The 13,187-nt window shown below is 54.0% G+C and carries 11 protein-coding genes; 7 read left to right on the forward strand and 4 right to left on the reverse strand.

The features are described from left to right. Window positions 1-96 precede the first annotated feature (96 nt). Entirely contained in the window at window positions 97-708 is a 612-nt protein-coding gene (gene ruvA, locus Y71_RS10725; RefSeq protein ID WP_035887502.1) for a Holliday junction branch migration protein RuvA, read from the forward strand. A gap of 8 nt (window positions 709-716) precedes the next feature. Then, window positions 717-1,727, forward strand: coding sequence for a Holliday junction branch migration DNA helicase RuvB (gene ruvB, locus Y71_RS10730; protein ID WP_007371585.1), 1,011 nt, complete (start codon window positions 717-719; stop codon window positions 1,725-1,727). A gap of 83 nt (window positions 1,728-1,810) precedes the next feature. Here the strand turns inward: ruvB and znuB are convergent, their stop codons facing one another. Further along, window positions 1,811-2,596, reverse strand: a complete 786-nt coding sequence (znuB, locus tag Y71_RS10735; RefSeq protein ID WP_007371586.1) for a zinc ABC transporter permease subunit ZnuB — start codon at window positions 2,594-2,596, stop codon at window positions 1,811-1,813. Continuing rightward, a complete protein-coding gene (znuC, locus tag Y71_RS10740) occupies window positions 2,593-3,348 on the reverse strand; it encodes a zinc ABC transporter ATP-binding protein ZnuC (RefSeq protein WP_035887496.1) in 756 nt (251 codons plus the stop codon). The genes znuB and znuC overlap by 4 nt, the downstream gene beginning before the upstream one ends. Window positions 3,349-3,426: 78 nt before the next feature. Between znuC and znuA the strand changes: the two genes are divergently transcribed. The 3 genes from znuA to lpxM all read left to right on the forward strand — a co-directional run bounded on the left by znuA (window position 3,427) and on the right by lpxM (window position 6,814). Then, window positions 3,427-4,371 (forward strand): zinc ABC transporter substrate-binding protein ZnuA, encoded by a 945-nt coding sequence (znuA, locus tag Y71_RS10745; RefSeq protein WP_007371588.1) that lies wholly within the window; start codon window positions 3,427-3,429, stop codon window positions 4,369-4,371. A 15-nt stretch (window positions 4,372-4,386) separates the two neighbouring features. After that, entirely contained in the window at window positions 4,387-5,712 is a 1,326-nt protein-coding gene (mepM, locus tag Y71_RS10750) for a murein DD-endopeptidase MepM (RefSeq protein WP_071531997.1), read from the forward strand. Between the two features lie 130 nt (window positions 5,713-5,842). Continuing rightward, window positions 5,843-6,814, forward strand: coding sequence for a lauroyl-Kdo(2)-lipid IV(A) myristoyltransferase (lpxM, locus tag Y71_RS10755; protein WP_007371590.1), 972 nt, complete (start codon window positions 5,843-5,845; stop codon window positions 6,812-6,814). A gap of 46 nt (window positions 6,815-6,860) precedes the next feature. Here lpxM and pyk read toward each other — a convergent pair whose 3' ends face one another. Both pyk and Y71_RS10765 read right to left on the reverse strand, forming a co-directional pair. Next, window positions 6,861-8,303, reverse strand: a complete 1,443-nt coding sequence (pyk, locus tag Y71_RS10760) for a pyruvate kinase (RefSeq protein ID WP_007371591.1) — start codon at window positions 8,301-8,303, stop codon at window positions 6,861-6,863. A gap of 126 nt (window positions 8,304-8,429) precedes the next feature. Continuing rightward, the gene (locus tag Y71_RS10765) at window positions 8,430-9,299 is read right to left on the reverse strand and encodes a MurR/RpiR family transcriptional regulator (RefSeq protein WP_007371592.1); all 870 of its coding nucleotides are present in this window, start codon (window positions 9,297-9,299) and stop codon (window positions 8,430-8,432) included. Window positions 9,300-9,642: 343 nt separating this feature from the next. Here Y71_RS10765 and zwf point away from each other — a divergent pair, with 343 nt between their 5' ends. Together zwf and edd are read left to right on the forward strand one after the other, a co-directional pair. Beyond that, complete coding sequence (zwf, locus tag Y71_RS10770; RefSeq protein WP_007371594.1) at window positions 9,643-11,118, forward strand: glucose-6-phosphate dehydrogenase; 1,476 nt, start codon at window positions 9,643-9,645, stop codon at window positions 11,116-11,118. 233 nt (window positions 11,119-11,351) lie between these two features. Further along, window positions 11,352-13,163, forward strand: a complete 1,812-nt coding sequence (gene edd / locus Y71_RS10775) for a phosphogluconate dehydratase (protein WP_007371595.1) — start codon at window positions 11,352-11,354, stop codon at window positions 13,161-13,163. The last annotated feature ends 24 nt before the right edge of the window (window positions 13,164-13,187 follow it).

The raw sequence follows: 13,187 nt of genomic DNA on the forward strand, positions 1-13,187 counted from the left end.
GCCCTCGCGCTTTTCTTTCTATATTCGGCTGGATATCTATCCAGCCTTTTTTTATGATACAGCATTACACCTTAGCCCATAGCGCAGGAGCGTCACGTGATAGGCAGACTCAGAGGCATTATTGTAGAAAAACAACCCCCGTTGGTTCTGCTGGAAGTGGGAGGTGTGGGTTATGAAGTGCACATGCCGATGACCTGTTTTTATGAATTGCCGGATGCCGGTAAAGAGGCGACGGTTTTCACCCAGTTTGTGGTGCGTGAAGATGCGCAGCTACTGTACGGTTTTAACAATAAGCAGGAACGCACGCTGTTTCGTGAGCTGATTAAAACGAATGGCGTCGGGCCGAAACTGGCGCTGGCGATTTTGTCCGGTATGTCGGCACAGCAATTTGTTAGCGCCGTTGAACGAGAGGATCCGGCTGCGCTGATCAAACTGCCAGGTATCGGTAAAAAGACCGCCGAACGCCTGATTGTTGAAATGAAAGACCGCTTTAAAGGTCTGCATGGCGATCTCTTCACCCCGGCGGCCGATCTGGTTCTCACCTCTCCGGCCAGCCCGGCGACAGATGACGCAGAGCAGGAAGCGGTTGCTGCGCTGGTGTCGCTGGGATATAAACCTCAGGAAGCCAGCCGGATGGTCAGTAAGATTGCCCGCCCGGATGCCAACAGTGAAACCCTGATCCGTGAAGCGCTGCGCGCGGCGTTGTGAGGTAGAGGATGATTGAAGCAGACCGTCTGGTGGCCCCTGCCAGTACTGATGTGGAAGAGGTTGTGGATCGCGCTATTCGCCCGAAAATGCTCAATGAGTATATCGGCCAGCCGCAGGTTCGTTCGCAGATGGAGATTTTTATCCAGGCGGCAAAACTGCGCGGCGACGCGCTCGATCATCTGCTGATTTTTGGTCCTCCCGGCCTTGGAAAAACCACGCTGGCGAATATTGTCGCCAACGAATTGGGCGTTAATTTACGCACCACTTCCGGCCCGGTGCTGGAAAAAGCGGGCGATTTGGCGGCGATGCTCACCAACCTCGAACCGCACGACGTACTGTTCATCGATGAAATTCACCGTCTTTCGCCGGTAGTGGAAGAAGTGCTCTATCCGGCGATGGAAGATTACCAGCTCGATATTATGATCGGTGAAGGTCCGGCGGCGCGTTCCATCAAGATCGATCTTCCACCATTTACGCTGATTGGCGCGACAACGCGAGCGGGGTCGCTGACTTCGCCACTGCGTGACCGTTTTGGCATTGTGCAGCGACTGGAGTTTTACCAGGTGGCCGATTTGCAACATATTGTCGGTCGCAGTGCCCGCTATATGGGGCTGGAGATGAGCGAAGAGGGCGCGCTGGAAGTGGCGCGTCGTTCTCGCGGTACGCCGCGTATCGCCAACCGCCTGCTGCGGCGCGTGCGCGATTTTGCCGAAGTGAAACATGATGGCGACATCACGGCTGAAATCGCGGCGAAAGCGCTGGATATGCTGAATGTTGATGCGGAAGGGTTCGACTATATGGATCGTAAACTTCTGCTGGCAGTGATTGATAAATTCTTCGGTGGTCCCGTCGGGCTGGATAACCTCGCGGCGGCAATCGGCGAGGAGCGGGAAACCATTGAGGATGTGCTGGAACCGTATTTGATTCAGCAAGGTTTTTTACAGAGGACTCCGCGCGGACGCATGGCGACGGTGCGGGCCTGGAACCACTTCGGCATCACACCCCCGGAAATGCCATAAACATAAAGGCCGGTAAGCGTCTGCTTCCGGCCTTTATGTCAGTGGCGGTTGCGGATGGTCTCATCCGGCTGCGCCCGATATAGTTAGCTAACGGGTTTCTTTGTCATGCTGAAGACAAACAACAGCGCCGCACACAGCACGACTGACGGGCCTGCTGGCGTATCGTAGAAGGCGGAGAAGGTCAGACCGCCGGTCACCGCAATCATCCCGACGCCGACGGCAACCGCCGCCATTTGCTCTGGCGTTCGCGCGAATCGACGTGCTGTCGCTGCCGGGATAATCAACAGCGAAGTGATGATCAGCGCGCCAACAAATTTCATGGCGACGCCAATAGTCAGGGCGGTAACCAGCATCAGCAACAGCTTGACGCGTTGCAGTTTCACACCGTCAACAAATGCAAGCTCCGGGCTGATGGTCATCGACAGTAAGTTGCGCCACTGCCAGAGCAGGATCGCCAGCACCAGCACCACGCCAAGAGCAATGAGCATCAGATCGTCCGGCGTCACCGCCAGCAGATCGCCAAACAGATAAGCCATCAAATCGACGCGAATGTTTGACATCAGGCTGACCACGACCAGACCGAGAGAGAGCGCACTGTGCGCCATAATGCCGAGCAAAGTATCGAGCGCTAGTTGTGGACGTTTCTCCAGCCACACCAGACCCGCAGCCAGCAGCAACGTCACGGCAATAACAGCGTAGAATGGATTCACATCCAGCAGGAGACCAAATGCAACGCCAAGTAAAGAAGCGTGCGCCAGAGTATCGCCAAAATAGGACATCCGTCGCCAGACGACAAATGAGCCCAGCGGCCCGGCAGCGCAGGCGAGCATAACCCCGGCCAGCCAGCCGGGCAGTAATAATTCAATCATGAGTGTCCATTACCCTGGCGCAGAACAATGCGGCCCTGCAGATCGTGGCGGTGGTTATGGTTATGGCGATAAATGCCAAGCTGTTCCGCACCGCGATGCCCAAACATAGAGATAAATTCCGGATGCATGGAAACCACTTCTGGCGTACCAGAACAGCAAATATGGTGATTAAGGCACAGGACTTCATCCGTTTTCGCCATTACCAGATGCAGATCGTGGGAAACCATCAGAACTGCACAGTTGAGCTCTTTACGCAGTTGATCTATCAGGTTGTAGAGCGCGACCTGGCCATTAACGTCGACACCCTGGGTGGGTTCATCCAGCACCAAAAGCTGCGGGCTGTTAAGCAGGGCGCGCGCCAGTAAAACACGCTGCGTTTCGCCTCCGGAAAGTTTTTGCATCGGAGCATCCACCAGATGTGCGGCCTGTACGCGTTTCAGCGCCGGAATAATGTCGTCTTTGCGGGTGCCGGGGCGTAAACGCATAAAGCGGCCTACTGTCAGCGGCAAGGTGGCGTCAAGATGCAATTTTTGCGGCACATAGCCGATACGCAGGTTCTTTTCACGCTTGATCATCCCTGCATCCGGTGCTACCAGGCCCAGCACTGCGCGCACCAGTGTGGATTTACCCGCGCCATTGGGGCCGAGCAATGTTAAAATTTTTCCTGCGCGTAAGTTGAGCGAAATATCAGACAGGACGCGCCGTTGGCCAAAAGCAACGGTGACATTTTCGAGCGTTACAAGATTCGTCATAGCATTTAACAGGTTGCACAAGTTGTCGGATGTTATAATATCACACCCCACACACTCATTACGATGAACAGTCGCATTATGTTACATAAAAATACGCTTCTTTGCGCAGCGCTATCTGCTGCTCTTCTCGCCGGTACAGCACAAACCGCTAATGCTGCTGTGGTGGCTTCCCTCAAACCATTAGGGTTTATCGCTTCTGCCATCGCCGACGGGGTGACGACTACCGAAGTGCTGCTGCCAGATGGCGCATCCGAGCATGATTATTCACTGCGTCCTTCAGATGTAAAACGCTTACAAAACGCGGACTTAGTTTTTTGGGTCGGCCCGGAAATGGAAGCCTTTATGGCGCGTTCCGTACAACAAATCCCTGAGCAGAAACGGGTGACAATGGCCGGGCTTGCCGGTGTAAAACCGCTGCTGATGAAAGGGGGCGATGAAGATGAGCATGAGCATGGTGATGACCACCACGACGGCGAAAAAAGTGACGAACATCACCATCACGGCGATTACAACATGCATCTGTGGCTTTCCCCAGAGATTGCGCGGCTGTCGGCGGTTGCAATCCACGATAAATTAGTGGAAGTTATGCCGCAAAGTCGAGCCAGGCTTGACGCCAACTTGCAGGCCTTTGAGGCATCATTAACTCAGGCGGATAAGCAAGCTGGTAACGAGCTGGCACCGCTGAAAGGGAAGGGGTATTTCGTTTTTCATGACGCCTACGGCTACTTTGAAAGACACTACGGGCTGACCCCATTGGGGCACTTTACCGTCAATCCCGAAATTCAGCCTGGTGCGCAGCGTTTACATGAAATCAGAACACAGTTGGTTGAGCAAAAAGCCACGTGCGTTTTTGCTGAGCCACAGTTCAGGCCAGCGGTCGTTGAAGCTGTTGCCAGAGGGACATCCGTTCGAATGGGAACGTTGGATCCACTTGGAATCAGTATCAAGTTAGGCAAAGAGAGCTACCCGCAGTTCCTTGCCCAACTGACTCATCAGTATGCGAGCTGCCTGAAAGGAGAATAACGAGGAAGTGAATACGTGCAACAGATAGCCCGCTCTGTCGCTCTGGCATTTAACAGTCTGCCCCGACCCCACCGTGTCATGCTGGGGTCGCTTACAGTTCTTACACTCACGGTCGCCGTCTGGCGGCCTTACGTTTATCATCCCGAAGCCACAGCCCCGATCGTGAAAGCGATTGAGCTGCCGAAAAATGAAATCCGCTCGTTGCTGCCAGAAGCCAGCGAACCTATCGATCAAACCACTTCTGATGATGTGGATGATATCCCGCAAGATGAACTGGATGATAAAACTGCCAATGAAGTTGGCGTTCACGAATATGTGGTTTCTACCGGCGATACGCTCAGCAGTATCCTCAATCAGTACGGCATTGATATGGGAGATATCAGCCAGCTAGCCGCCGCCGACAAGGAACTGCGTAACCTGAAGATTGGTCAACAACTTTCATGGACGCTCACCGCCGATGGCGATCTGCAACGCCTGACGTGGGAGATGTCCCGTCGCGAAACCCGCACGTATGACCGCGTCGATGGCGGTTTTAAAATGAGCAGCGAGATGCAGCAGGGCGACTGGGTGAATTCGGTGATGAAAGGCACGGTTGGCGCCAGCTTCGTCGCCAGCGCCCGTGAAGCCGGTTTAACCAGTGCTGAAGTTAGCGCGGTGATCAAAGCAATGCAGTGGCAGATGGATTTCCGTAAGCTGAAAAAAGGCGATGAGTTTTCCGTGCTGATGTCCCGCGAAATGCTGGAAGGTAAGCAGGAACAGAGCCAGTTAGTCGGCGTTCGCCTGCGTTCTGACGGCAAAGATTACTACGCCATTCGCGCCGAAGACGGTAAATTTTACGATCGCAATGGTAGCGGGCTGGCAAAAGGTTTTATGCGCTTCCCGACTGCGAAACAGTTCCGCGTCTCGTCAAACTTTGATCCGCGCCGTCTGAATCCGGTTACCGGACGCGTTGCGCCGCACAAAGGCGTCGATTTTGCGCTGCCGCAGGGCACGCCGGTGCTTGCTGTCGGCGATGGTGAAGTTGTGGTGGCGAAACGCAGTGGCGCGGCGGGGAACTACATTGCTATCCGCCACGGTCGTACTTACACAACCCGTTATATGCATCTGCGTAAGCTGCTGGTAAAACCGGGTCAGAAAGTGAAGCGCGGCGATCGCATCGCCTTGTCGGGTAACACTGGCCGTTCCACCGGGCCGCATTTGCATTATGAAATGTGGATCAACCAACAGGCTGTCAACCCGTTAACGGCAAAACTGCCGCGAACCGAAGGGCTGACAGGTTCGGATCGTACGGATTATCTGTCGCAGGTGAAAGAGGTTATTCCGCAATTGCGTTTTGACTGATTCGCTTAACAAATATGCGTTCGAAGCCGGTGCCTGCTGCGCGCCGGCTTTTTCTTTTGTGTGAAAGATAACGCCTCGCTACACTATCTCCTTATCCTGAGTGACTTGATTTCTGGCCTGCGGACGATGCATGGAAACGAAAAAAAATAACAGTGAATATATTCCGGAGTTCGAAAGTGAATTCCGTCACCCGCGCAACTGGGGCGCGTGGCTGGGCGTACTGGCATTTGCCGGCGTAGCGCTGGTTCCTCCGTCGGTACGCGATCCCCTGCTGGGGAATCTTGGTCGTCTGGCCGGAAAATTTGGCAAAAGCGCGCGTCGTCGCGCACAGATCAATTTGCTCTATTGCTTTCCTGAAAAAAGCGAAGCCGAAAGGGAAGCCATCATTGATGAGATGTTCGCTACTGCGCCACAGGCAATGGTCATGATGGCGGAGCTGGCGATTCGTGGGCCGGAAAAGGTATTGCCGCGCGTCGACTGGCAGGGCAAAGATATTATCGATGAATTGCAGCGTAACAACGAGAAAGTGATTTTCCTCGTGCCGCACGGCTGGGGCGTGGATATTCCGGCGATGCTGATGGCTTCGCAGGGGCAGCAGATGGCGGCCATGTTCCATAATCAAGGTAACAAGGTCTTTGATTATGTCTGGAATACCGTGCGTCGCCGCTTTGGCGGGCGTTTGCATGCGCGCAACGATGGCATTAAGCCTTTTATCCAGTCGGTGCGTCAGGGCTACTGGGGTTACTATCTGCCGGACCAGGATCACGGCGCGGAGCACAGCGAGTTTGTCGATTTCTTTGCCACCTACAAAGCAACGCTTCCGGCCATTGGCCGCCTGATGAAAGTCTGCCGTGCACGTGTTGTACCGTTGTTCCCGGCCTATGACGCCAGAACGCATCGTCTGATTATCCAGGTGCGGCCGCCGATGGATGATCTGCTGACAGCGGACGACAACACGATCGCCAGGCGTATGAATGAAGAGGTGGAGGTATTTGTCACGCCTCGTCCGGAGCAGTACACCTGGATCCTGAAGTTGCTGAAAACGCGCAAACCTGGTGAAACAGAGCCTTATAAGCGCAAAGAACTGTTCCCGAAGAAATAAAAAAAGGCCTCTCCAGCGAGAGGCCTTTTGCTTTTCTGGCTGCCGGTTATTCGACGGTCAGAATACGCGTGGTATTGGTGGTGCCCACGGTGCTCATCACATCACCCTGAGTCACGATCACCAGATCGCCGGAAAGCAGGTAGCCTTTGTCACGCAGCAGATTAACGGCATCGTTAGCGGCGGCAACACCTTCGTTAACGCTGTCGAAATAGACCGGCGTTACGCCACGATAGAGCGCTGTCAGGTTAAGGGTGCGCTCATGGCGGGAGAGGGCGAAAATCGGCAGGCCGGAACTGATACGTGAGGTCATCAGGGCGGTGCGGCCGGATTCGGTCATGGAGATGATAGCGGTTACACCTTTCAGATGGTTGGCCGCGTACATCGCCGACATCGCGATCGCTTCTTCTACGTTGTCGAACTGAATATCCAGGCGGTGTTTAGAAACGTTGATACTTGGGATCTTTTCCGCACCCAGACAAACGCGCGCCATTGCCGCTACGGTTTCAGATGGATACTGACCGGCGGCGGTTTCCGCAGAGAGCATCACGGCATCGGTACCGTCGAGCACGGCGTTAGCGACGTCCATCACTTCCGCGCGGGTTGGCATCGGGTTGGTGATCATCGACTCCATCATCTGCGTGGCGGTGATCACCGCACGGTTCAGCTGACGGGCACGGCGGATCAACGCTTTCTGAATACCGACCAGTTCCGGATCGCCGATTTCAACGCCGAGATCGCCACGGGCCACCATCACGACATCAGAAGCAAGGATCACATCGTCCATCGCGTCCTGATCGCAAACGGCTTCCGCACGCTCGACTTTCGCTACGATCTTCGCGTCGCAACCTGCATCGCGTGCCAGGCGGCGGGCGTAGTTCAGGTCTTCGCCGCAGCGCGGGAAAGAGACAGCCAGATAATCAACGCCGATCAGCGCCGCAGTAACGATATCCGCTTTGTCTTTCTCTGTCAGGGCTTCAGCGGAGAGACCGCCGCCCAGTTTGTTGATGCCTTTGTTGTTGGAGAGCGGCCCGCCGACAGTCACTTCGGTGAACACTTTCATGCCCTGAACTTCGAGCACTTTCAGCTGTACGCGACCATCGTCGAGCAGCAGGATATCACCCGTCACCACATCGGCTGGCAGGCCTTTATAGTCGATGCCGACTTTTTCTTTGTCGCCTTCGCCTTTACCCAGGTTAGCGTCAAGCAGGAATTTATCGCCAACGTTCAGGAAAACTTTGCCTTCCTTGAAGGTGGAAACGCGAATTTTGGGGCCCTGCAAATCGCCAAGGATAGCAACATGACGTCCCAGTTTTGCCGCAATCTCACGCACCTTATCCGCACGTAATTTATGATCTTCAGGTGTTCCGTGTGAGAAGTTCATACGCACCACGTTAGCGCCAGCAGCGATAACCTTCTCAAGGTTGTTATCGCGGTCAGTGGCCGGGCCTAAAGTGGTTACGATTTTGGTCCTGCGAAGCCTTCTGGACATGTAATACTCCGTTGACTGAAACAACTTGGTGTTGCGTGAACATGAATTCGGCCATTTAGCGCCCCGCTGTGAAGGGCAATGCGCCTGACCGAACAGCGTAAGAGGTTACTGCTTTGTTATTAACTATTAGTGGTTATCACTTTTGATAAGTAGCTCCTTATCAAAGCGCGATTCTTTCAGGGCTTCTTTGACTCGCTTCAAGTTATCCCTGAATTTTGCGCCTCGGCGCAAGGTAAAACCGGTGGCCAGCACGTCAATGACGGTCAGTTGCGCAAGTCGGGAAACCATGGGCATATAAATGTCAGTATCTTCCGGTACATCAAGCGTGATAGCAAGCGTAGCCTCGCGCGCAAGCGGCGTCCCCGCTGACGTCAGGGCAATGACCATGGCGTCGTTTTCACGCGCCAGTTGCGCAAGTTCAACGAGGTTTTTTGTTCTTCCGGTATGGGAAATCAGCACAACTACGTCATCATCGCTACAATTCATACAACTCATGCGTTGCAGCACGATGTCGTCGGAGTAAATCACCGGTACGTTGAAGCGGAAAAATTTGTTCATGGCGTCGTGCGCAACGGCGGCAGACGAGCCGAGACCGAAAAATGAGATTTTTTTCGCCTGGGTCAACAGATCGACGGCGCGATTGACGGCGGCCATATCCAGCGACTGGCGGACGTGATCGAGGCTGGCCATTGCCGACTCAAAGATTTTTCCGGTATAGGCTTCTACGCTGTCATCTTCGTCAACATTTCGATTAACATAGGGCGTGCCGTTGGCGAGACTTTGCGCGAGATGCAACTTGAAGTCCGGGAAACCACGAGTATCAAGGCTGCGGCAAAAACGGTTCACCGTCGGTTCACTGACATCTGCTTCCTGTGCCAGCGCAGCGATGCTGGAGTGGATGGCCTGGTCCGGAGCGGCGAGGATGACTTCCGCGACCTTCCGTTCGGATTTGCTAAGGTGTTCCAGCCGTGACTGGATTTTTTCCAGCATATTCATGGGTGATAAAGCGCTCATGGTGAAACGATTACACTGATAGATGGAATCGTGATGCGTTTTAAACAGATATTACCCCCGCGGGAAGCAGAAAGGTAAGTGATGATGAGAAATGATGTTGTTTTTTTTCATTACATGATCAGAGTCAGATTTTATCGTCTGTTTCCAGGGCAAATAACCGGCTTTTTCAGGGCGAAAAAACAGATTTTTTGTCACAACAAAATAACGCACGTCCTGACAATGCGTAACAGTTTCGGGAATTACGTAAACGCAGTACAGTGTACTGTAATAAAATTACAACTAAGGCCTGGCTAACGCTCCAGGACAGCCAACTGAGGAGATTGACATGGCGGTAGTACAAACAGCCCAGGCGTGTGACCTGGTCATTTTCGGCGCGAAAGGTGACCTCGCACGCCGGAAGTTGCTGCCTTCACTGTACCAACTGGAAAAAGCGGGGCAGATCCATCCGGATACACGTATCCTGGGGGTCGGTCGCGCCGAGTGGGATAAGGAAGCCTATACCAAGGTTGTTCGTGAAGCGCTTGAAACCTTTATGAAGGAAAAAATTGACGAAAGTCTGTGGGATAAGCTGAGTGGCCGTCTGGATTTTTGCAATCTGGATGTTAACGAAACCTCCGCATTCAAACGTCTCGGTGCGATGCTGGACCAGAAAAATCGCACCACTATCAACTACTTTGCCATGCCGCCGAGCACCTTTGGCGCCATCTGTAAGGGGCTGGGTGAGGCAAAACTGAATGCGAAACCGGCGCGCGTCGTGATGGAAAAGCCGCTGGGGACATCGCTTGCGACATCACGGGAAATTAACGACCAGGTGGGCGAGTTCTTCGAAGAGTGCCAGGTATACCGCATCGACCATTATCTGGGTAAAGAGACGGTACTTAACCTGCTGGCGCTGCGCTTTGCCAACTCCCTGTTTGTTAACAACTGGGACAACCGTACCATCGATCACGTGGAAATCACCGTGGCGGAAGAGGTCGGTATCGAAGGCCGCTGGGGCTATTTTGACCAGGCCGGGCAGATGCGCGACATGATCCAGAACCACCTGTTGCAGATCCTCTGCATGATTGCCATGTCGCCGCCGTCCGATCTGACTGCGGACAGTATTCGTGATGAAAAAGTGAAAGTGCTGAAATCGTTGCGCCGCATCGATCGCACCAACGTGCGCGAAAAAACCGTGCGTGGTCAGTACACCGCCGGGTTTGCGCAAGGCAAAAAAGTGCCGGGTTACCTGGAAGAAGAAGGGGCGAACAAATCCAGTAATACCGAAACGTTCGTCGCTATTCGTGTCGATATCGATAACTGGCGCTGGGCTGGCGTGCCGTTCTATCTGCGCACCGGTAAACGTCTGCCGACCAAATGTTCAGAAGTTGTGGTCTACTTTAAAACTCCTGAGCTGAACCTGTTTAAAGAGTCCTGGCAGGATCTGCCGCAGAACAAACTGACCATTCGCTTGCAGCCGGACGAAGGTGTGGATATTCAGGTACTTAACAAGGTTCCTGGTCTGGATCATAAGCACAACCTGCAAATTACCAAACTCGACCTCAGCTACTCCGAAACCTTTAATCAAACGCATCTTGCTGATGCTTACGAGCGCCTTCTGCTGGAAACCATGCGTGGTATTCAGGCCCTGTTCGTGCGTCGTGACGAAGTAGAAGAGGCCTGGAAATGGGTCGATTCCATCACCGAAGCGTGGGCAGCAGACAACGATGCGCCGAAACCGTATCAGGCAGGTACCTGGGGACCGGTTGCATCGGTGGCAATGATCACCCGCGACGGCCGTTCGTGGAACGAGTTTGAGTGATTTTCTGGCGGCAAATGTTATTTCATTTTACCGGTAACATGATCTAGCACAGATATCAGAATAATTTTTCACCTTTCAGGCCCCGACTGGATTCACCAGCGGGGCTTTTTTTATTACACTGGCTGAAGCGATTTTGCCTTTGGGGCGCGGCGTTTTGGTGTTTACAGTCTGATAACTATGGCTTATGGCATTGTTGACGCGGTCCCCCGGACAGATAAATTTCAGGAGCCTTTATGAACTCAACAATGTTACGCGTAACAAATCGCATTATTGAACGTTCGCGCGAAACCCGCTCAGCCTATCTCGCACGCATCGAACAGGCGAAAACGAACACCGTGCGCCGTTCCACACTGGCCTGCGGTAACCTGGCACACGGATTTGCAGCCTGCCAGCCTGACGACAAAGCCTCCCTCAAAAGCATGTTGCGCAACAATATTGCCATTATCACCTCCTACAACGACATGCTTTCTGCTCACCAGCCCTACGAAGTCTATCCGGAGATTATCCGTAAAGCGTTGCATTCGGTGAACGCGGTAGGTCAGGTAGCGGGGGGCGTTCCGGCAATGTGCGACGGCGTAACCCAGGGGCAGGACGGTATGGAACTTTCCCTGCTGAGCCGCGAAGTGATTGCGATGTCGGCAGCGGTAGGGCTTTCTCACAATATGTTTGATGGCGCGCTGTACCTTGGCGTGTGCGACAAAATCGTCCCAGGGCTGGCCATGGCGGCGCTGTCATTTGGTCATTTACCGGCGGTGTTTATCCCGTCAGGTCCAATGGCGAGCGGTCTGGCGAATAAAGAGAAAGTACGCATTCGCCAGCTTTATGCTGAAGGCAAAGTCGATCGTATGGCGCTGCTCGAATCAGAAGCCGCGTCATATCATGCGCCAGGCACCTGTACGTTTTACGGCACCGCAAACACTAACCAGATGGTGATCGAGTTTATGGGTATGCAACTGCCTGGCTCATCGTTTGTCCATCCGGATGCACCTCTGCGCCGTGTACTGACTGAAGCGGCAGCCCGTCAGGTGACCCGCCTGACCGGCAATGGCAACGAGTGGATGCCGCTCGGTAAAATGATTGATGAAAAAGTCGTAGTGAACGGTATCGTCTCGCTGCTGGCGACAGGCGGCTCCACCAACCACACTATGCACCTGGTGGCGATGGCGCGCGCAGCAGGGATCATCATCAACTGGGATGACTTCTCCGATCTTTCTGATGTGGTTCCGCTGCTGGCGCGTCTCTACCCGAATGGCCCGGCGGACATTAACCACTTCCAGGCGGCCGGCGGTGTGCCGGTGCTGATGCGTGAACTGCTGAAAGGCGGTCTGTTGCATGAAGATGTTCACACCGTGGCGGGCTTTGGCCTGACGCGCTACACCCAGGAGCCGTGGCTCAATAATGGCGAACTGGACTGGCGTGACGGCGCGGCTGCATCGCTGGATGCCGACGTCATTGCGACCATCGAACAGCCATTCTCGAAACATGGCGGCACCAAAGTGCTGAGCGGCAATCTGGGGCGCGCAGTGATGAAAACCTCGGCAGTACCGGTTGAAAATCAGGTTATTGAAGCGCCAGCGGTGATTTTTGAAAGCCAGCATGATGTTTTACCGGCCTTCGAAGCAGGCCTTCTGGACCGTGATTGCGTGGTGGTTGTTCGTCACCAAGGGCCAAAAGCGAACGGCATGCCAGAATTACATAAACTCATGCCGCCACTTGGTGTATTATTGGACCGCCGTTTCAAAATTGCATTAGTTACCGATGGACGGCTGTCAGGCGCATCAGGTAAAGTGCCGTCGGCGATCCACGTTACACCAGAAGCATACGATGGCGGATTGCTGGCGAAAGTGCGTGATGGCGATATTATCCGGGTAAACGGGCAGACAGGCGAGTTAACGCTGCTGGTTGATGACAACGAACTTGCCGCACGTCAGCCGCATATTCCTGACCTGAGCGCGATGCGCGTGGGCACAGGCCGCGAATTGTTCGGCGCGCTGCGGGAGAAACTCTCCGGTGCGGAGCAGGGCGCAACCTGTATCACTTTTTAAGACGATAAGATTTAGTTCTGGCGA

Source organism: Kosakonia radicincitans DSM 16656 (assembly GCF_000280495.2).
GTDB classification, from domain to species: domain Bacteria; phylum Pseudomonadota; class Gammaproteobacteria; order Enterobacterales; family Enterobacteriaceae; genus Kosakonia; species Kosakonia radicincitans.